This window comes from Agromyces flavus (genome assembly GCF_900104685.1).
Lineage (GTDB): Bacteria > Actinomycetota > Actinomycetes > Actinomycetales > Microbacteriaceae > Agromyces > Agromyces flavus.
Genome location: NZ_LT629755.1, coordinates 1,950,437 through 1,969,203, shown reverse-complemented (window position 1 = coordinate 1,969,203; position 18,767 = coordinate 1,950,437). Strand labels below are relative to the sequence as shown.

At 71.5% G+C, this 18,767-nt stretch carries 17 protein-coding genes; 8 read left to right on the top strand and 9 right to left on the bottom strand.

Going from position 1 to position 18,767, the window contains the following annotated elements; translation table 11 throughout:
* Positions 1–59 precede the first annotated feature (59 nt).
* The gene (locus BLT99_RS09255) at positions 60–1,502 is read right to left on the bottom strand and encodes a helix-turn-helix domain-containing protein (RefSeq protein WP_092671377.1); all 1,443 of its coding nucleotides are present in this window, start codon (positions 1,500–1,502) and stop codon (positions 60–62) included.
* A gap of 128 nt (positions 1,503–1,630) precedes the next feature.
* On the opposite strand from BLT99_RS09255, the gene BLT99_RS09250 reads away from it, so the two are divergent.
* The 3 genes from BLT99_RS09250 (at position 1,631) to BLT99_RS09240 (ending at position 4,444) form a co-directional block, all read left to right on the top strand.
* Entirely contained in the window at positions 1,631–3,499 is a 1,869-nt protein-coding gene (locus BLT99_RS09250) for a phosphoenolpyruvate carboxykinase (GTP) (RefSeq protein WP_092671374.1), read from the top strand.
* 230 nt (positions 3,500–3,729) lie between these two features.
* Positions 3,730–4,140, top strand: a complete 411-nt coding sequence (locus tag BLT99_RS09245; protein WP_092671371.1) for a DUF1622 domain-containing protein — start codon at positions 3,730–3,732, stop codon at positions 4,138–4,140.
* Between the two features lie 118 nt (positions 4,141–4,258).
* Entirely contained in the window at positions 4,259–4,444 is a 186-nt protein-coding gene (locus BLT99_RS09240) for a hypothetical protein (RefSeq protein ID WP_092671368.1), read from the top strand.
* A gap of 32 nt (positions 4,445–4,476) precedes the next feature.
* Here the strand turns inward: BLT99_RS09240 and BLT99_RS09235 are convergent, their stop codons facing one another.
* From BLT99_RS09235 to BLT99_RS09210, 6 genes are all read right to left on the bottom strand, one after another.
* Positions 4,477–4,947: a 2'-5' RNA ligase family protein gene (locus tag BLT99_RS09235; RefSeq protein ID WP_092671365.1), complete on the bottom strand. Its 471-nt coding sequence runs from the start codon at positions 4,945–4,947 to the stop codon at positions 4,477–4,479.
* A gap of 53 nt (positions 4,948–5,000) precedes the next feature.
* A complete protein-coding gene (locus BLT99_RS09230; protein WP_092671362.1) occupies positions 5,001–5,798 on the bottom strand; it encodes a hypothetical protein in 798 nt (265 codons plus the stop codon).
* 171 nt (positions 5,799–5,969) lie between these two features.
* Entirely contained in the window at positions 5,970–8,009 is a 2,040-nt protein-coding gene (locus tag BLT99_RS09225) for an ABC transporter ATP-binding protein (protein ID WP_092671359.1), read from the bottom strand.
* A gap of 124 nt (positions 8,010–8,133) precedes the next feature.
* Positions 8,134–8,361, bottom strand: coding sequence for a hypothetical protein (locus tag BLT99_RS09220; RefSeq protein WP_092671356.1), 228 nt, complete (start codon positions 8,359–8,361; stop codon positions 8,134–8,136).
* Between the two features lie 31 nt (positions 8,362–8,392).
* Entirely contained in the window at positions 8,393–9,313 is a 921-nt protein-coding gene (locus BLT99_RS09215; RefSeq protein ID WP_229724734.1) for a carbohydrate kinase family protein, read from the bottom strand.
* Positions 9,297–10,229 carry a pseudouridine-5'-phosphate glycosidase gene (locus tag BLT99_RS09210; protein WP_092671350.1) on the bottom strand — a complete coding sequence of 311 codons (933 nt, stop codon included), beginning with the start codon at positions 10,227–10,229 and terminating at the stop codon, positions 9,297–9,299. Before BLT99_RS09210 ends, BLT99_RS09215 begins: the two co-directional genes overlap by 17 nt.
* A 42-nt stretch (positions 10,230–10,271) precedes the next feature.
* Here BLT99_RS09210 and BLT99_RS09205 point away from each other — a divergent pair, with 42 nt between their 5' ends.
* From BLT99_RS09205 to BLT99_RS09190, 4 genes are all read left to right on the top strand, one after another.
* Entirely contained in the window at positions 10,272–11,198 is a 927-nt protein-coding gene (locus BLT99_RS09205; RefSeq protein ID WP_092671348.1) for an ABC transporter ATP-binding protein, read from the top strand.
* Entirely contained in the window at positions 11,195–12,049 is an 855-nt protein-coding gene (locus BLT99_RS09200) for an ABC transporter permease (RefSeq protein ID WP_092671345.1), read from the top strand. The genes BLT99_RS09205 and BLT99_RS09200 overlap by 4 nt, the downstream gene beginning before the upstream one ends.
* Positions 12,046–12,867: an ABC transporter permease gene (locus BLT99_RS09195; protein ID WP_092671342.1), complete on the top strand. Its 822-nt coding sequence runs from the start codon at positions 12,046–12,048 to the stop codon at positions 12,865–12,867. The genes BLT99_RS09200 and BLT99_RS09195 overlap by 4 nt, the downstream gene beginning before the upstream one ends.
* A gap of 96 nt (positions 12,868–12,963) precedes the next feature.
* A complete protein-coding gene (locus BLT99_RS09190; protein ID WP_092671339.1) occupies positions 12,964–13,314 on the top strand; it encodes a hypothetical protein in 351 nt (116 codons plus the stop codon).
* A 55-nt stretch (positions 13,315–13,369) separates the two neighbouring features.
* On the opposite strand, the gene BLT99_RS09185 is transcribed toward BLT99_RS09190, so the two are convergent.
* Together BLT99_RS09185 and BLT99_RS09180 are read right to left on the bottom strand one after the other, a co-directional pair.
* On the bottom strand, positions 13,370–13,795 hold the full coding sequence (locus BLT99_RS09185) for a hypothetical protein (RefSeq protein ID WP_231945680.1): 426 nt from the start codon (positions 13,793–13,795) through the stop codon (positions 13,370–13,372).
* Between the two features lie 218 nt (positions 13,796–14,013).
* Positions 14,014–15,525: an MFS transporter gene (locus tag BLT99_RS09180; RefSeq protein ID WP_092671336.1), complete on the bottom strand. Its 1,512-nt coding sequence runs from the start codon at positions 15,523–15,525 to the stop codon at positions 14,014–14,016.
* Between the two features lie 268 nt (positions 15,526–15,793).
* Between BLT99_RS09180 and BLT99_RS09175 the strand changes: the two genes are divergently transcribed.
* Positions 15,794–18,472: an AMP-binding protein gene (locus tag BLT99_RS09175; protein WP_092671333.1), complete on the top strand. Its 2,679-nt coding sequence runs from the start codon at positions 15,794–15,796 to the stop codon at positions 18,470–18,472.
* Positions 18,473–18,767: the final 295 nt, after the last annotated feature.

The window sequence follows — 18,767 nt, the reverse complement described above, 5'->3', positions numbered from 1 at the left end:
CACTATTGCAACACGCGCGATGACGGATGGCGCATCACGATGTACGTGCCGCTCGCCGCCTACTCGCCGGCGTGCGCCTCGAGGAACGCATATACCTCGGCGTCGTCGACACCCGGGAACGTGCCTGACGGCAGCGGCGAGAGCACGTGCGCGTGCAGGCGTGCGCTCGGCCACGCGTGGCCCGACCACCGCTCCGCCAGTTCGTTCGGCGCGCGTCGGCAGCACGACTCGTCGGGGCACGTCGAACTCGCGCGCACGGTGGTCTCGCGCCCGCGGAACCACTTCGCCTGGCTGAACGGCACGCCGATCGTGATGGAGAACTCCGCGGCATCCGTTCGGCCGGTCTGCGTCGCGCACCAGTACGTGCCGGCGGGCGTGTCGGTGTACTGGTAGTTCTCGGTCGTGCGGTTCGTGTGCTCGAACGCCGTTCGGGCGCTCCACTTCTTGCACACCCACTGGCCCTCGATCGACCCCGTGACATCCGTCGGCAGCGGCAGGCCGTCGTTCTCATAGCCCTTGAGCAGCGCGCCGTCGCCGTTCACCCGCAGGAAGTGCACGGTCATGTCGAGCCGGCTCGTGGCGAGGTTCGTGAACCGCAACGCCGCCGCCTCATGCGTCACGCCGAACGCGTCGCGGAAGTCCTCGATCGCGAGTCGCTTGTCCTTCTTCGCATCCTGCAGGAACGCGACCGACGCGTCCTGCGGCATGAGCGCCGCCGCCGCGAAGTAGTTGATCTCGAGTCGTTGCCACAGGAACTCGTCGTAGCTGGCCGGAGGAGTGTGGCCGAGCAACCGGTGCGCCATGGCCTGCAGGGCCATCGACCGCAGGCCGTGGCCCCCCGGGATCGACGCGGGCGGCAGGTAGATGCGGCCGTTCGCCAGGTCGGTGATCGACCGCGTCGAGTCGGGCAGGTCGTTGACGTAGATGAGCTGGAACCCGAGTCGCTCGGCCATGACGCTCACCTCGCGGTGCGTGAGGGCGCCGGAGCGGTGCCCGGCGGCGCGCACCTGCTCCTCGGCGAGGTCCTCGATCTCGGGCAGGTAGTTCGCCTGGTCGCGCATGCGCTCGCGCAGGTCGGTGTTGGCGCGGCGCGCCTCCTCGGGCGTCGCGATCGCCTCGCCCGCGCGACGCTCGAGCTCGCGGTGCAGGCCGACGATCGCCTCGAGCGACTCGTCGCTCATGCCGCGCGACGGCTTGACGTGCGGCAGTCCGAGGGTGGCGTAGAGCGGGCTGGACTGGGCGCGCCCGAGCTCGAGCTCGAGCGCGGCGCGGCGGCTCGGCGCCTCGCGCGAGAGCAGGTCGGACATGTCGACCTCGAGCGCCGTCGCGAGCGCGTCGAGCGTCGAGAGCTTGGGCTCGCGCTTGCCGTTCTCGATGAGGGAGAGCTGGCTCCCGGCGAGGCCGACGCGGTCGCCGAGCTGGTCGAGGGTGAGGCCGCGTTCGCCGCGGTAGTGGCGGATGCGGTGGCCGAGCGTGGCCAGGTCGGGACTGCCGAGCTTCATGCCTTCAGAATATCGAAAGATCACGCGTTCTTAACACGTCATGGGGCTGAATGTATGTCCTGTCTTCTCGCAGACTGGAAACACGCCACCGAACCTGGGGCTCCCGAACCTCCACGAAAGGGACGACGATGACCATCTCCGACTTCTCGGTCAGCGCCTCCGGATCCGCCTCGGACGCGGGGGACCGCCAGCGCGGCACCACCGACCCCGCCCTCCGCGCGTGGGTCGCCGAGATCGCCGCACTCACCAAGCCCGACGAGATCGTCTGGTGCGACGGTTCGAAGCATGAGGCCGACCTGCTCACCAAGCAGCTGGTCGCCGAGGGCAAGATGATCAAGCTCAATCCCGAGTGGCGTCCGAACAGCTTCCTCGCGCGCACCGACCCGTCGGACGTCGCGCGCGTCGAGGACCGCACGTTCATCTGCTCGACCTACGAGGAGGACGCCGGGCCCACGAACAACTGGCGCGACCCGCACGCGATGCGCGAGGAGCTCTCGCACGTGTTCGACGGCTCGATGAAGGGTCGCACGATGTACGTCGTGCCCTTCTCGATGGGTCCGCTCGGCGGCGAGATCAGCCAGCTCGGCGTCGAGATCACCGACTCGCCCTACGTCGTCCTCTCGATGGGCATCATGACGCGCATGGGCGAGCAGGTGTACCGCCTCATCGAGACCGGCGAACCGTGGGTGCGCACCATCCACTCGGTCGGCTACCCGCTCGTCGACGGCGTCGGCCACCGCCGCGACGACGTCGAGTGGCCCTGCAACGAGACGAAGTACATCGTGCAGTTCCCCGACTCGCGCGAGATCTGGTCGTACGGTTCGGGCTACGGCGGCAACGCCCTCCTGGCCAAGAAGGCCTTCGCGCTGCGCATCGCCTCGGTGATGGCGCGCGACGAGGGGTGGCTCGCCGAGCACATGCTGCTCATCAAGATCACCTCGCCCGAGGGCAAGGCGTACCACGTGGCGGCCGCATTCCCGTCGGCGTGCGGCAAGACCAACCTCGCGATGCTGCAGCCCACGATCCCCGGCTGGAAGGTGGAGACGATCGGCGACGACATCGCGTGGATGCGTCCCGGCGAGGACGGCCGCCTCTACGCGATCAACCCCGAGGCGGGCTTCTTCGGCGTCGCGCCGGGCACGGGCGAGTCGACGAACCCCACCGCCGTCCAGACGCTGTGGGGCAACACGATCTTCACGAACGTCGCGCTGCGGCCCGACGGCGACGTGTGGTGGGAGGGCCTGACCGACACCGCGCCCGCCGAGCTCATCGACTGGGAGGGGAACCACTGGACGCCCGAATCGGGACGCCCGGCCGCACACCCCAACTCGCGGTTCACCGTCGCGGCCGCGCAGTGCCCGCAGATCTCCGACGACTGGGACGCCCACGACGGCGTGCCCATCGACGCGATCCTGTTCGGCGGCCGCCGCGCCACCAACGTGCCGCTCGTCGCCGAGGCGCGCACCTGGAAGCACGGCGTCTTCATGGGTGCGACGATCTCGTCCGAGCAGACCGCCGCAGCCGAGGGCACCGTGGGCGAGCTGCGCCGCGACCCCTTCGCGATGCTCCCGTTCTGCGGCTACAACATGGCGGACTACTGGGGCCACTGGGTGAAGATGGGGCGCATCCTCGGCACGAACGCGCCGAAGATCTTCCAGGTCAACTGGTTCCGCAAGGGCCACGACGGGAAGTTCCTCTGGCCCGGGTTCGGCGAGAACTCGCGCGTGCTCGAGTGGATCGTCGGCCGCGTCGAGGGCACGGCCGAGGCGCGCGAGACGCCCATCGGGCTGCTCCCGGCCGAGGGTTCGCTCGACCTCGACGGACTCGAGATCTCGCAGGACACGGTCGACCACCTCTTCGAGGTCGACCCGAAGACCTGGCTCGCGGAGTGCGACCTCACCGAGGAGTACTTCGCCCAGTTCGGCGACCGGGTGCCCGCCGCACTCAACGCCGAGCTCTCGAGCCTGCGCTACCACCTGCAGCAGCAGGTCGCGTAGCGATCGCTCGCGGCCGGCCGTCCCTGGGCGGGGGCGGCCGGCGGCCGCGCGCATGGGGGTGCGCGCACGGCGACGGATGCCGCGGGCGCGGCGTGCACGGGAAGGCGCGCCTCGCCCGCGGCATCCGTCGCCCTTCCTCACGGCCGGCCCTGCGGTAGACCTTCACGCCACGCCCGGCGCCACGCTCGCGGGATCGTCGCGCGGGTCTACCGTGAGCCGTGGAGGGCGGCATGGAGTTCGGCACGGTCATCACGCGCGTCGGCGAGGTCATCGACATCATCGGCGTCGTCGCGATCGTCGTCGGGGTGCTCTACGCATTGACGGATGCCGCGGTGCGGCGCCTCCGACGCACCGGCCCGGTCTACGCGCGGTTCCGGCGCGTACTCGGCCGCGGCATCCTCATCGGGCTCGAGCTGCTCGTGGCCGCGGACATCATCCGCACGGTCGCCGTGACGCCGACCATGGAGTCGGTCGCGGTCCTCGGGCTCATCGTGCTCATCCGGACGTTCCTCAGCTGGTCGCTCGAGGTCGAGATCGCGGGTCGCTGGCCCTGGCAGAAGGCGCGCTTGGGCACCATCGACGACGAGGTGGCCGATGCCCCCGCCGCGCCGGCGCCCACCGGCGGCGCCGAGCGCGCGTAGTTCCGTCGGGCGGGCACGGCTCCATACCCGCGCGGCCGGGTGTGCCCGCATCCGCGAGGTGGTGCCGTGCGGCTCGTTCGCGTTGCCGGGCGCACCGCGGAGGAGTACCGTGCGGCGCATGGATTGGCTGTGGATCGCCGGTCTGCTGATCGTCGGGCTCGTCGTCCTGGGTGTGCTGCTGGCGATGCGGATCCGGCGCGATCGGTCGGCCGGGACCGAGGGACCCGACCTCTGGGATGACGCGGAGGCACAACGCCGCCGTGACGATCCCGGAATCCGCGAGTGGGATCGCGGCGGCTTCTGAACGGTCGAGCGCCGCCCGGCATGAGCTGAGCGTCAGGTGGCCAGCGGCCAGACCGCGGCGACGGTCCGCATCGCGCGTCCCTCGGGCGGCCTGAGGTCCACGAGTGCCGCCTGGGTGAGCCGGACGGTGCGGCCGGGCGGGATCGATCCGTGCGAGTTGTCGGTCACGTGCGGTCGATAGTCGAGCCGGGCGCGCGCGACGTCGACATCGGCGTCCCGAAGTGCGCCGAGCAGGCGCGTGCGCATCGCGCCGAGCGGTCCGCGGTCGCGGACGAGCGTGACCGGCACGTCGCGCTTCGGTCCGAACATCGCCCGGTCGAACGCCTGGGCCTCGATCGGACGTCGGCCGTGCAGCACCGGGCCGAGGAGCTCGGCGACCCACACGGCGTCGTGCCGCGTCTCGAACGGCTCGACGACGGTCACGTGCAGTGGCCACGCCGCGACCGGGAACGCGTCGCCCGACGCGAGCGGTTCGAGCGGCAGCACCACGGCGAAGCGTCCCATGCGGCGAGGCTACGCCGCATGGGACGCGTCGGTCGATGGTCGGGCCGGGGCGGTCAGGCGATGCCGGCCTGGTCGAACAGCTCGAGCAGGGCGGACGGCGCGAACCGCACCTCGATGGACCCGGTCGGCCCGCCGCCGGCGGAACCGATCCAGAGGCCCGAACCCTCGTGGACGCGCATCCAGCCGTCGCGGAAGACGAGGTTGGCGCCGAGGACGATCGCGATGGCCGGGCGGTCGCCCGCGCGGAGGTCGATCGAGCCCTCGATGTCGTGCTCGGCACGTGCGTCGACGTCCTCGCGGGCCTCGACGCCGACGAGCGGCCGGCACACGGGGGTCCCGAAGCCCGGCGCGTCGAACGGGCTCGACGTCGCGGCATCCGCGGTCACGCCGACGTGCACGCTGGTCGAGGCGAGGGCGGTCTCGGCGCGCCCGTCGAGCACCAGCCGGCTTCCGGCGCGGAACCGGTAGAAGAGGCGACCGTCCACCGGCGCGGCCGGCAGCGTCACCGCGGTCAGCCAGTTGCGCGACCAGGCGAGGGCGTCGCCCTGCCGGTTCGGCGCGTCGTACAGGCTCGCGGTGATGCGCACGGCGCCGTCGGCGCGCGTGGCGGCGGTGCGGAAGGCGCTCGTCCGCTCGCCTTGCGGCATGACCGAGCGGGCCTGCTCGAACGCGGGCAGGCGCTGGGTGTCCCATTCGCGCAGCCAGGTCTGCAGGCGGCCGCGGAGTTCGTCGAATCCGGGCGCGGCTGCGGCGGGCGCGTCGTCGACGGGCGGGGTGTCGAGCGCGGCGACGAGGTCGCGGGAGGAGAGGACCGCGGGGCCTGCGGTCCGGGGGGAATCGAGCAGCGTCATGGTGGTCCTCCGTCTGGGGCGGCGCGAGCGCGCCGGGATTGCGATGGAGGCCACGTTATGGACGATGCTCCGGCGCGACATCGGAGTCCGCCCCGGGTCGACATGGGGGATAACCCTGAACCCGGGCGGCGAGGATCGGTCGACTCGCGGCGCCTCCCGGCGCTCGAGGGCTCACACGAGGAGCTGGTGCTCGGCGAGTTCGCGATACAGCGGCACGGTCTCGACGAGCTGCTGGTGGGTGCCCTCGCCGATCACCCGACCCTCGTCGAGGACGACGATCCGGTCGGAGTCGACGACCGTCGACAGCCGGTGCGCGATCACGATCAGCGTGCGGCCGGCGGCGACCGCGTCGATCGCCTCGCGCATCATGCGCTCGTTCACGCCGTCGAGCGACGAGGTCGACTCGTCGAGCAGCAGGATCGGCGGCGCCGCGAGCAGCGCTCGTGCGATGGCGAGTCGCTGGCGTTCGCCGCCCGACAGCATGATGCCGTTCTCGCCGACCTGCGCGTCGAGCCCGGCGGGATCGCGATCGAGCACCGAGCCGAGGTTCACCGCGTGGAGCACGTGCTCGCACTCGTCGTCGGACGCATCGGGGCTGCCGAGCTTGAGGTTGTCGCGGATAGTGCCGGCGAGCACCGGTGCATCCTGCTCGACGTAGCCGATCTGGGCGCGCAGCTCGGCCCGATCGACGGCGCGGACGTCGAGCCCGCCCATCCGCACCGTGCCGACGCTCGGGTCGTAGAACCGCTCGATGAGGGCGAGGATGGTGGACTTGCCGGCTCCGGAGGGGCCGACGAGAGCGATGCGCTGCCCGCGCGGCACCTGGAAGGAGACGCCGCGCAGCACCGGCTGCCGGTCGGTGACGTCGGGCTCGGGCAGGTGCTCGTCGGGCGAGTCGTTGGCGGGGTCGGCCGGGTCGGACGGGCGCGTGAGCGCGTACGCGAAGTGCACGTCGTCGAACTCGATCGCCGCGGCATCGGGCAGCAGCCCCTCGTTGGCGGGACCGACGACGACGGCGCGAGCGGCGAGCTGCCGGTCGTGCGCGTCCTCGTCGGGGAGTTCGAGGATCTCCTGGATGCGGCCGAGCGCGCCGAGCGCCTGGTTGACCGAGGTGATCGCGCCGAACGCCTGGCCCAGCGGCAGGATCATCATGAACAGGAACAGGATGAACGCCACGAGGTCGGCGACCGTGATCGCGCCCGACGCGACGCGGAAGCCGCCGACGCCGAGCACGACGAGGAACGACACCTGCATCGCGATGCCGGCGATCGGCACGATGAGTGCCGAGATCTTGGCGACCTGCACGCCCATCGACCAGGCGCCCTCGGCCTCGCGGTCGACCGCGACGATCTCGCGCTCGGTCGCTCCGGCGGCGCGGATGGTCCGAACCGAGGTGATGGCGCGTTCGACGGATGCCGCGACGTCGCCGACCTTGGCCTGCGCTGCGTGCGACGCCTCGCGCACGCGCGACGACAGCAGGGTGACGGTCGTGATGGCGATGGCGATCACGAGCGCCGTGAGACCGAGCAGTGCCGCGTCGATGATGAGCATCGCGATGAGGGCGCCGACGAACGTGACGGCGCCGCCGATCGCCTCGACGAGGCCCTGTGTCAGGACGGCACGCAGCATGGTGGTGTCGCTGCCCACACGCGAGACGAGGTCGCCGGTGCGACGCGTGTCGAACTCGGCGATGGGCAGGTGCAGGATCTTGGCGATGAGCCGGCGGCGGCTCGAGAGCACCACGCCCTCGCCCGTGCGCTGCAGCAGGTAGTGCTGGTACCCGGTGATGATCGCGCTGACGACCACGAGCGCCACGAGTGCCCAGACCAGCCCGTCGAGCGGTTCGCCGGCCTCGACGATCGTGATGACCCGGCCGACGAGCAACGGCTGGGCGAGGCTCGCGACGGCGCCGACGACCGAGAGCACGGCGACGAGGATGAGCACCGGCCGGTGCTCGAAGATGAACGGCAGGAGCTGGCGGAAGGTCGCGCGAGGGCCGGGCGGAGTCTCGCCGCGACGGCCGAATGGGTTGCGGCGCCGCTCGCCGCCCGCGCCCGGGGCGGATGCCGGACGCTCCGTCGTCGGACGGTCGGTGGCCGCGGGGCGGCGGCCGGGCAGCGGGATGCCGCCGGTGCGGGCCGAGCGCTCGGCGGCGCGTTCTGCGGCGCGTGCGGCGGCGCGGGTGCCGGGACGGGTCTCGATGTCGCTCATGTCGTCTTCCTGTCGCGTGGCGCGCGGCTGCGGCATCCGTCGTCGCGCTCGCGGGCCGCCTTGCAGCATACGTCTCCCGGCTGGGAGCCGTGGCCGCGGGTTCGGGCCTGTGGATGGATCGCGGTTACGCGCGCCCGTACTTCTTGTGGACGGCCTGCTTGCTCACGTCGAGCGCGAGTGCGATGAGCTGCCAGCTCGACCCCGACGCGCGAGCGCGCCGGACCGCGGCGGCCTCGGCCCGATCGAGTTCACGGGTGACCTCGATGCGCGCGGCGCGGATGCGGCGCAGCGCGCGGTAGGGATCGTCGCCGTCGGCCGCGGCGATGGCGGTCTTGAGCGTGCCGTCGTCCATGCGTCAACCGTAGTTGACGAAGACCAGGACGTCAACCGCCGTTGACGTCGCCGCCCGGCGTGGCGATGACGGATGCCGCGAGCGCGTGTCCGGCGAGGCAGCACGCCGTGGCATCCGCCCCGGAGCGTGCCGCGGCGATGTAGCCCGCGGCGAACGCATCGCCCGCGCCGGTCAGGTCGCGCACCGAGGCAACGGGAGCGACGGGCACGCGCTCGACGAGCGAAGCCGCGTCGAACACCTCGGTCGGCCAGGGCCCGTGCTTGACGACGACACGCCGGGCGACGGATGCCGCGACGTCACCGCCGCGCGCGACCCCGAGCAGTGCCGCCTCGGTCTCGTTCGCGAACAGCACGTCGGGGCGCAGGTCGGCGAGCCACCCGAGCACGCGCTCGACGCCCAGCGTCTCGAGCAGGCCGGTCGAGGAGGCGTCGATCGACACCGTCGCGCCGCGGTCGCGAGCACGCGCCACGAGGCGTCGCACCTCGCCGCGCATGGGCTCGTGCTCGAACCCGTAGCTCGGCACGTGCAGCCAGGCGGCGTCGTCGAGCCAGCCCGGATCGACGCGTTCGAGCTCGGCCGCGGCCGCCCGGTCGGGGAACATCGTGCGCTCGCCGTCGGGCGCGACGATGAGCACGACCGCACCCGACCGGCCGGCACGCTGCACGCGCACGTCGACCCCGGTCGCAGCGAGCGCCGCCTCGAGGGCGCGGCCCGCGCCGTCGTCGCCGACCCGGCCGATGAAGCGGGTGGGTACCAGGGCGGCCGCGTGCGCGGCGACGTTCGCCGCGCTGCCGCCTCGCGAGCGGAACACCTGTGATGCGGAATCCGTCGCCGCGCGGATCGGCTCGGTCGCCCACACCACGATGTCCTCGAGCAGGTCGCCGACGACCACGAGCACACCGGTCGTCGGTCGCCCATCCGCCGGGTGGGCCCCCTCAGCCGGCGAGCTCACGCGCGATCTCCGCGCCGAGGCGCGCATTGCCGAAGTACACGGCGAGGTTCACCTCGAGGCTGCGGCCACCGGTGGCGCGCTGCACGTAGTCGAGGAGGAACGGTGTCGTGTCGTGCCCGGTGATGCCCGCGTCATCCGCCGCCTGCAACGCCTCGGCGAGCACGCGGTCGTGCTCGGCCGGATCGAGCTGCTCGGCCTCGGCGATCGGGTTCGCGACGAGGACGGCGGCCGGCAGCCCCAGCTCGTCACGCGCCCGTGTGACCGCCGCGATCTCGCCCGCGGACTCGACGCGCGCCGGCACGGGGAAGCCGGAGTCGGCGACGTAGAAGCCCGGGTATCGGTCCGTGCGGTATCCCACCACGGGGATGCCGAGCGTCTCGATCCGCTCGAGCGTCGCGGCGATGTCGAGGATCGACTTCACACCCGCGCTCACGAGCGTGATGGGGGTGACGGCGAGGGTCGGCAGGTCGGCCGACTCGTCGAACGTCTCGCCCGCGCCGCGATGCACGCCTCCGAGCCCGCCGGTCGAGAACACCCGGATGCCCGCCCGATGCGCGAGCCACGCGGTCGCCGCGACGGTCGTGCCCGCGTCGAGGCGTTGCGCGCGGGCGAGCGGCAGGTCGCGCGTGCTCGCCTTCACCACGGCCTCGGCGGTGCAGAGGTGCCGGATGTCGTCGGGCTCGAGCCCCACGACCGGGACCCCGGCCACGACCCCGATCGTCGCCGGCTCGACCCCGGCCTCGCGCACCATGGCCTCGGCCTCGAGACCGACGGCGAGGTTTCGCGGGCGGGGGAGGCCGTGCGTGAGGATCGTCGATTCGAGCGCGAGGACCGGGCGCCCCGCGGCGACGGCCTCGCGGACGCGATCGCCGACGCGGATGGCGCTCCCGGCGCCGGGGGAGGGGGCGGGCTGCATGGCGCCATGCTATGTCGGCACCCGGGTCTAGGGTGGGGAACCGTGCCGCAGCCCGTGATCGTCGCCGCCGACCTCGTCAAGCGATACGGGGAGTTCGCCGCCGTCGACGGACTCTCCTTCGAGGTCGCCCCCGGCGAGTCGTTCGGGCTGCTCGGGCCGAACGGGGCCGGCAAGTCGACCACGATGCGCATGATCGGCGCAGTCTCGGCGCGCACCGACGGCGAGTTGTCGATCCTCGGGCTCGATCCCGACCGGCACGGTCCCGACATCCGCTCGCAGCTCGGCGTCGTGCCGCAGGCCGACAACCTCGACGCCGAACTGCGCGTTCGCGAGAACCTGCTCGTCTACGGCCGGTACTTCGGGCTGCCGCGACGCGTGGTGGCCGAACGCGCCGACGAGTTGCTGCGATTCGCGCAGCTCGACGATCGGGGTTCCGCCAAGGTCGACGCGCTCTCGGGCGGCATGAAGCGGCGACTGACGATCGCGCGCGCGCTCATCAACGATCCCCGCATCCTGCTGCTCGACGAGCCGACCACCGGGCTCGACCCGCAGGCCCGCCACATCCTCTGGGACCGGCTGTTCCGGCTCAAGGAGCAGGGCAAGACGCTCGTGCTCACGACGCACTACATGGATGAGGCCGAGCAGCTCTGCGACCGGCTCATCGTGGTCGACCACGGCCGCATCATGGCCGAGGGCACGCCGGCCGAGCTCATCCGCCGGCACTCGTCGCGCGAGGTGCTCGAACTGCGGTTCGGCTCCGACCGCAACGAAGCGGTCGCGCAGGCCCTCGAGGGCACGGGCGACCGCGTCGAGGTGCTGCCCGATCGCATCCTCGTCTACACGGGCGACGGCGAGGCCGAGCTCGAGCGCATCTCCGACGCGGGGCTGCGGCCGCTCACGAGCCTCGTGCGGCGCTCGAGCCTCGAGGACGTCTTCCTCCGGCTGACCGGACGGAGCCTCATCGAATGAGCGACTCCCGCACGACGCCCGAGGCCGTGAGCGACGACGCCCGCCTGGCCCTCGCCGGCGGAGCGCGCCCTCGGCGGTTCGGCGCCTGGTACGTCGCCGAGCACCGCCTGCGCGTCATGTGGTCGTACGGGCAGACGATCATCGCGACGGGCTTCGGCGAGCCGCTCATCTACCTCTACGCGATGGGCGTCGGGCTCGCGACGCTCGTCGACCAGAACCTCGGGGCCGAGGCCGCCGGCGTCGGCTACCTCGTGTACGTCGCGCCGGCCCTCCTGTGCAGCGCCGGGCTCACCACCGCCACCATCGAGTTCTCGTACCCGGTGCTGCTCGGCTACAAGTGGAACCCCACGTTCAGCGGCATCCACGCCGGCCCGATCAGGCCCGGCCAGATCGTCGACGGGCTGGTCATCTCGGTGGTCATCCGACTCGCGGCGACGATGGCCGTGTACTTCGTCTTCATGCTCCTCTTCGGCGCCGTGCCGTCTCCGACGGGCTGGATGGCGATCGTCGTCGCCACCCTCACCGGCATGGCATTCGGCACGTTGCTCATGGCGTACGCCTCGACGATCCGCGACGACACCGGGCAGCTCGCGATGGTCGAGCGGCTCGTCGTGCTGCCGCTCACGCTGTTCTCGGGCACGTTCTTCCCGCTCACCGAGCTGCCGTGGTTCCTCCAGTGGATCGGATGGCTCTCGCCGCTGTGGCACGGCACCGAGCTCGCGCGCGTGCTCACGTTCGGGTACGCCGAGCCGATCTGGCTCACGGTGCTCCACGTCGTCGTGCTCGTGGCCATGACCGCGGTCGGGTGGGCCTGGTCGCGGCGCATCGCATTCCGGAGGCTGACCGCATGACCACGGTCGACCACGCCGCCCAGCACCGCACCCGTCGAGGGGTCGGGGCGCTGTACGCCGGCAACGCCCGATCGGTCATGTACCGCGGATGGCGCGCCACGCGCTCCACGAACTGGCTGGTCATGCTCAGCGGCCTGTTCGAGCCCATCTTCTACCTGCTCTCGCTCGGAATCGGGCTCGGCGCGCTCGTCGGCACCGTGACCGTCGACGGGCGCGAGGTGCCCTACGCGGCCTACATCGCCCCGGCGCTGCTCGCGGTCGCGGCCATGAACGGCGCGATCTACGACTCGACGTGGAACGTCTTCTTCAAGATCCGGTTCGCGAAGCTCTACGAGGGCATGCTCGCGACCTCGCTCGGTCCGCTCGACGTCGCGCTCGGCGAGATCTCGCTCGCCCTGCTGCGCGGCGGCCTGTACGCGGCCGGGTTCATGGTCGTGATGCAGGTGCTCGGGCTGGCGCTGTCGTGGTGGGCGCTGCTCGCGATCCCCGCCGTGCTGCTCATCGCCTTCGGGTTCGCGAGTGTCGGCATGGCGGTCACGAGCTACCTGAAGTCGTTCCAGGAGATGGACTGGATCAACTTCGTGATGCTCCCCATGTTCCTGTTCTCGGCGACCTTCTACCCGCTCTCGGTCTACCCCGAGCCGATCCAGTGGGTGATCCAGGCGCTGCCGCTGTGGCACGGCGTCGAACTCGTCCGCGGGCTGACGACGGGGGCGGTCGGTCCGGCCATGCTCGTCCACGTCGGCTACTACGTCGTGATGATCGCGTTCGGCATGTTCTTCACCACGAGGCGGTTGCGAGCGCTGTTCCTCGCCTGATCCCGGTCACTGTTTCGACGTGTGACGGCCCACCGCGACATCCGGTGACCCCGGGCGTATCGTCGCCTGCACGGTACGAACCCCGAGGAGCACGCCATGTCGACCCACCAGCCGCACGCCGCCGCCGAGTCCCGCACGGGCCTCGCGATGGGCATGCGCGGCTGCGTCGAGGGCGAGGCATGCGCGAGCGACCGCCCGGGCCACGGGCTGCACCCGATGCAGGACCGCCTGTCGCGCATCGCGTCGAGCCGCTGGGTCGACGCAGTGGTCACGGCGAGCGGCACCGACGGCTTCGTCGAGCTGCTCGACCTCGACGGCGGGCTGCACCGCGTGTGGCACCATGGCGCGCTGACCGGCGGCCTCGCGGTCGGCGACCCGGTCGCGCTGCACGGCGTCTACGGCGTGCTCGCGCGCGGCGACGACCGCTTCAGCGTCGCCGCCATCTGAGCCCCGACATGCGAGACGCGGCCGTCCAGGCCGCGTCCACGCCGATCGGGTGACGTCAGCTCGCGGGCATCATCTCCTTCATCGCGCCCATCATCTTCTCCATGGCCATGACCGCCTGGTCGCACGCCATGGCGCACATGCGGCAGTGCTCGCTCATCTCGGCGTGCATGTTGCACTCGGCGGAGCACGCGCGGCACATCTTCACGCACGTCTCCATCATCGACATCATGACCTGCGTGTCGTAGCCGGTCGTGCGGAGCATCATCCGCATCATCGTGTCGCACACGTCGGCGCAGTTGGCGCACATCGCCGCACAGCGGCCCATGCCCTCGCCCGCGTCCGCGTCGGCGCACATGATGCACGCCTGCATGCACGCGGAGAGGGCCTCCATACACTCCTGCATCATCGACATGTCCATATCCTTCATCGGCATGTCGGACGCCGACATCGCGCCCTTCATCATGTCCATCGTCATGTTCATCCGCGCACCTGCCGTCTCCGGGGGGCCGGGCGTCGACGTTGCCGGCTGAGTGTCCCGGCGACCCTGTCGGCGTCATGGTACGCCGCGGCTCGCACGGCCAGAAGGGGGTCGCGCCATCCGTCACCGGCGTGGAACGGAACCGGAACACGAACGGAACAGGGCGGATGCCGCGGGGCCGGTGAGCCCCGCCACATCCGCCCCGGATCGGGTGCGACGCGTTACAGCGACGCCGCCTCGGCCTCGCTCTCGGCGAGCTGGTCGCGGGCGCCGACTCCGGCGTCGTCGTAGTCGACGTCCTTGGTCTCCTTCGAGATGATCAGTGCGACCAGGGTCAGCACGCCCATGACCGAGAGGTAGATGCCGACCGGCCACGGCTGCCCGTCCGCCGCGGCCCACAGGGCGACGGCGATGAGCGGGGCGACGGCCGCGCCGAGGATCGACGAGACGTTGTACGCGACGGCCGACCCGGTGTAGCGCACGTTCGTCGGGAACAGCTCGGGCAGGATCGCGCCCATCGGTCCGAATGTCGAGCCCATGAGCAGGAACCCGAAGATGAGGAAGGCCTGCACGAGGGCGCCCGTGAACTTCGGGTCGAGCTGCGGCATGAGGAACAGGTTGAAGGTGAGGCCGAAGACGATGATCGCGACGGTCACCCAGATGAGCAGGCGGCGGCGTCCGATGGCGTCGGCGATCGGGCCCGACAGCAGCGTGAACAGCCCGAAGAACATGACGCCGATGATCTGCATCATGACGAAGTCGGGATAGGTGAACCCGAGTCCGGGATAGAACGCGGCGGCGAAGGCGTCGGCGTCGAACGGCTGGCCCGACGCCTCGGCGGCGGCCTGCGCGGCGGCGCTCGCGGTCTCGAGGTCGGCGGCCTTCGTGCCGTAGGACAGCGTGAAGTTCGTCATCAGGTAGAAGAGCACGTAGGTGGCCAGCATGATGAACGTGCCGAGGATGAGCTCGCGCCAGTTGTGGCGGAACGCGGTGCCGAGCGGGAGCTTGCGGATCGCACCCTTCTGCGCGGCCTTCGTGAAGGTGCTCGACTCGACGAGCTTGAGCCGCACCCACAGGCCGACGATGACCATGACGGCCGAGAAGAGGAACGGTACGCGCCATCCCCACTCGAAGAACCACTCGCGCGACGGCGAGAGCAGGTTGATCGCGAGGAACACGCCGTTGGCGATGATGAAGCCGATCGGCGCGCCGAGCTGCGGGAAGGTGCCGTACCAGGCGCGCTTGCCCTTCGGCGCGTTCTCGGTCGCGACGAGGGCCGCACCCGACCACTCGCCGCCGAGCGCGAAGCCCTGCGCGAGGCGGAGGATCAGCAGGAACAGCGCGGCGAACCATCCGATCTGCTCATGCGTGGGCAGCAGGCCGATGAGGAACGTCGCGACGCCCATGGTGAGCAGCGACGCGACGAGCGTGGCCTTGCGGCCGTACTTGTCGCCGAAGTGGCCGAACACGATCGCGCCGATGGGGCGCGCGACCATCGCCGCGCCGAACACGGCGAACGACGACAGCAGGGCCGTCGTCTCGTTGCCGGTCGGGAAGAACAGGATGGGGAACACGAGCACCGCGGCGGTCGCGTAGGCGTAGAAGTCGTAGAACTCGATGGTGGTGCCGACGAGGCTGGCGAGGATGACGCGCCCTCGCGAGTTGGCGGGCGCGGTGGCGGCGCGGGTGACGGCCGGCGCGGTCGAGTCGGCGGGGGATTCGGTTGCGGTCATGGCAGGACGGGACTCCGATGGTGACGAGTGCCGGCACGTCGGCGCTCGGTGGGCGCCGCACCGCGTCGGCGGAGGGAACCGCTGCTTGTGGCAACCTGCACACCCTACGCAGGCGTGTTGGTGCTCGCGACTCGGATGCGACGAACGGCCCGGTCGTGCGACGAACGGTCGTGTCATCCGATTTCGGCTCGTCTGGGACGTCACGTAAGGTTAGCCTTACCTCTGGCGCCCAGTCGGCGCAGCCCTCGTCTGATTCCGGAGCCCCCGCATGCGCACCACCCTGACCAGGACCGAGCCCGCCGTGCTCGACCTGCTCGGGGGCGACTCCTCCGCAGCGGCGATCGTGACGGGCGACGTGACGGTGGACTACGGGGAGCTCGCCGAGCGCGTGGCCGACCGTCGAGCCGCGCTGGGAACCGGCCGCCGGCTGGTGTTCCTCACCGGGTCCAACACGGTCGAGACCGTGGTGACGTACCTCGCGGCGCTCGCCGGCGGACACCCGGTGCTCCTCCAGGCGGGCGGGGCGGATGGCGCGCCCGGACTCGACGGCCTCATCGACCGCTACCGGCCCGACGTGATCGTCACCGCCGGCCCGGACGGCGCGGACGCCGAGGTCGACGACCGCGGTGCGGGCAGCCGGCACGCGTTCCATCCCGAGCTCGCGCTGCTCGCGAGCACGTCGGGATCGACGGGGTCGCCGAAGCTCGTCCGGCTCTCGCGTGCCAACGTGCTGAGCAACGCGCGCAGCATCGCGGACTACCTGCGACTGACGCCCGACGACCGTGCGGCGACGACGCTGCCGCTCCACTACTGCTACGGCCTCTCGGTCGTGAACAGCCACCTCATCTCGGGCGGCAGCCTGCTGCTCACCGATCGCTCCGTGGTCGAGCCCGAGTTCTGGAGCGAGTTCGACGCGGCGGGCGCGACGTCGTTCGCGGGGGTGCCCTACACCTACGACCTGCTCGATTCCACCGACTTCGCGCAGCGCCGACTTCCCTCGCTGCGCTACGTCACGCAGGCCGGCGGACGGCTCGCACCCGAACGTGTCCGTTCTCTCGCCCTCCTCGGCCGCGAACGCGGCTTCGAGATCGTCGTCATGTACGGCCAGACCGAGGCGACCGCACGCATGGCCTACCTCCCGCCGTCGCTCGCCGAGTCCGCGGCCGGGGCGATCGGCGTGCCGATCCCGGGCGGGTCGTTCCGCATCGACGAGTCGGTCGGCGGCGGCGCGCCCGGTGAGGGCGAGCTCGTCTACTCGGGACCCAACGTGATGATGGGCTACGCCGAGGAATCCTCCGACTTCATCCACGGGCCCGAGCACGACGAACTGCGCACGGGCGATCTCGCGCGGCAGCGCGACGACGGGCTGTACGAGATCACCGGTCGGCTCAGCCGCTTCGTGAAGGGCTACGGCCTGCGGCTCGACCTCGACCGAATCGAGCGGCTGCTCGCCACCGACGGCATCGAGGCGCGCAGCGTCGGGGTCGACGAGCGACTCGCGGTGTTCGTGCGGCACGAGCGGTTCGCGGCGGCCGCGCGCGAGGCGGTGCAGCGCCACAGCGGGCTGCCGACGCACGCATTCGACGTCCACGCGCTCGCCGAGTTCCCGCGCACGGCCAACGGCAAGCCCGATCACGCAGCGCTGCGCGCCCATGCCGCGATGCTGCAGGCGACGGTCATGGCGGCGACGGCGACGGATGCCTCGGGGTCGGCATCGACCGCGTCGGCGGACTCGGCGTCCGACCTCCGCGACCTGTACGCCGAGCTGCTCGCTCGTCCCGACGCGACCGAGGACGACAGCTTCACGACGCTCGACGGCGACTCGCTGAACTACGTCGAACTCGCGCTGCGGCTCGAGGAGCGCATCGGCGCCCTGCCCGCGGACTGGCCGAGCCGGCGGATTCGCGAGCTCGCACCTCGTGCTGCACCGCGCTCCGAAGCGGACCCCGCGACCGTCCCGGCCGACGAGGCGAGGACGGTCCACGACCTCGACCAGCCGAAGCCGCGGCGCCGCATCGCCCGGCTCGAGACCTCGGTCGTCCTCCGCGCCGCCGCGATCCTGCTCATCGTCGCGACGCATGCCGACGTGGTGCAGCTCAAGGGCGGCGCGCACCTGCTGCTCGCCGTCGCCGGCTTCAACCTGGCGCGCTTCCGTCTCAGCGGGGCCGCCGTGCGCGGCGGCGAGGAACGGGAAGCCCGCACACGCCGCGTGCGCGGGCTGCTGCGAAGCGTCCGGGCCCTCGCGGTGCCGGCGGTACTGTGGATCGGCGGCGTCGCGCTCATCGCCGGCACGTACGATCCTGCGACCGTGCTCCTGTCGAACTGGGCGGTGCCCGGCGCGACCGGGTGGAGCGAGCAGTGGCAGTTCTGGTTCCTCGAGGCGCTGATCTGGTCGTTCGTCGGGCTCGCGGTGCTGTTCGCGGTGCCGCGGGTCGGAGCGCTCGAGCGCCGGTATCCGTATGCCTTCGCGCTGGTCGTGCTCGGCGCGGTGCTGGCCTGGCGGTACGTCGTCGCCGGCGGCGTGACCCCCGACTCGCCCATGCGCTACGCACTGCCCGCGGTCGCCTGGCTCATCGCGCTGGGCTGGCTGGTGGCCCGCTCGACCACGCTGCTGCGCCGGGTGGCCGCGACCGCGATCGTACTCGCGACCGTTGCCGGGTTCTTCGGCGATCCGGTGCGCGAGTCCATCGTGCTCGTGGGGCTCGGCCTGCTCGTCTGGGTCACGAGCCTGCCGGTCCCCGCGTTCGCTGCGGGAGCGGTCGGCACCGTGGCCTCCGCCTCGATGTTCGTCTACCTGACGCACTGGCAGGTGTACCCGCCCATCGAGGAGGTCTCGCCGCCGCTCGCGATCGCGGCCTCCTTCGCCGTGGGCCTCGCCGCGTGGTGGGCATGGGGTCGACTCGGGGCCGCGACGCGACGGCTCAGCGCCAGGCGACGGCGAGGATGACGTTCAGGACGGTGAGCCCGCCGACGCTCCACAGCGCCCACGACGGCGCCGGGTCTTCTTGCGGAAGACGAACACGAGCTCTGTGATCACGACGGCGACCACGAGCTTGACCCCGATCTTGATGTTGTCGAGATCGAACAGGTGGTTCCGCTCGAAACCGGGTGGAAAGGTATCCGGCGGATACCTTTCCACCGGGTCTTCGAGGTGATTGCCATCACGAATCGACGACGCTGACGCGTTCTCGCCGAGCGACGTCGCCTGCGCCTCGGCGGTGACGCGCCGCCGAGCACCGCGG

What these genes read in the sequence shown, in the direction of transcription:
- BLT99_RS09255 (WP_092671377.1), bottom strand. Translation starts at nt 1,502, where the DNA reads ATGAAGCTCGGCAGTCCCGACCTGGCCACGCTCGGCCACCGCATCCGC.
- BLT99_RS09250 (WP_092671374.1), top strand. Translation starts at nt 1,631, where the DNA reads ATGACCATCTCCGACTTCTCGGTCAGCGCCTCCGGATCCGCCTCGGAC.
- BLT99_RS09245 (WP_092671371.1), top strand. Translation starts at nt 3,730, where the DNA reads ATGGAGTTCGGCACGGTCATCACGCGCGTCGGCGAGGTCATCGACATC.
- BLT99_RS09240 (WP_092671368.1), top strand. Translation starts at nt 4,259, where the DNA reads ATGGATTGGCTGTGGATCGCCGGTCTGCTGATCGTCGGGCTCGTCGTC.
- BLT99_RS09235 (WP_092671365.1), bottom strand. Translation starts at nt 4,947, where the DNA reads ATGGGACGCTTCGCCGTGGTGCTGCCGCTCGAACCGCTCGCGTCGGGC.
- BLT99_RS09230 (WP_092671362.1), bottom strand. Translation starts at nt 5,798, where the DNA reads ATGACGCTGCTCGATTCCCCCCGGACCGCAGGCCCCGCGGTCCTCTCC.
- BLT99_RS09225 (WP_092671359.1), bottom strand. Translation starts at nt 8,009, where the DNA reads ATGAGCGACATCGAGACCCGTCCCGGCACCCGCGCCGCCGCACGCGCC.
- BLT99_RS09220 (WP_092671356.1), bottom strand. Translation starts at nt 8,361, where the DNA reads ATGGACGACGGCACGCTCAAGACCGCCATCGCCGCGGCCGACGGCGAC.
- BLT99_RS09210 (WP_092671350.1), bottom strand. Translation starts at nt 10,229, where the DNA reads ATGCAGCCCGCCCCCTCCCCCGGCGCCGGGAGCGCCATCCGCGTCGGC.
- BLT99_RS09200 (WP_092671345.1), top strand. Translation starts at nt 11,195, where the DNA reads ATGAGCGACTCCCGCACGACGCCCGAGGCCGTGAGCGACGACGCCCGC.
- BLT99_RS09195 (WP_092671342.1), top strand. Translation starts at nt 12,046, where the DNA reads ATGACCACGGTCGACCACGCCGCCCAGCACCGCACCCGTCGAGGGGTC.
- BLT99_RS09190 (WP_092671339.1), top strand. Translation starts at nt 12,964, where the DNA reads ATGTCGACCCACCAGCCGCACGCCGCCGCCGAGTCCCGCACGGGCCTC.
- BLT99_RS09185 (WP_231945680.1), bottom strand. Translation starts at nt 13,795, where the DNA reads ATGAACATGACGATGGACATGATGAAGGGCGCGATGTCGGCGTCCGAC.
- BLT99_RS09180 (WP_092671336.1), bottom strand. Translation starts at nt 15,525, where the DNA reads ATGACCGCAACCGAATCCCCCGCCGACTCGACCGCGCCGGCCGTCACC.
- BLT99_RS09175 (WP_092671333.1), top strand. Translation starts at nt 15,794, where the DNA reads ATGCGCACCACCCTGACCAGGACCGAGCCCGCCGTGCTCGACCTGCTC.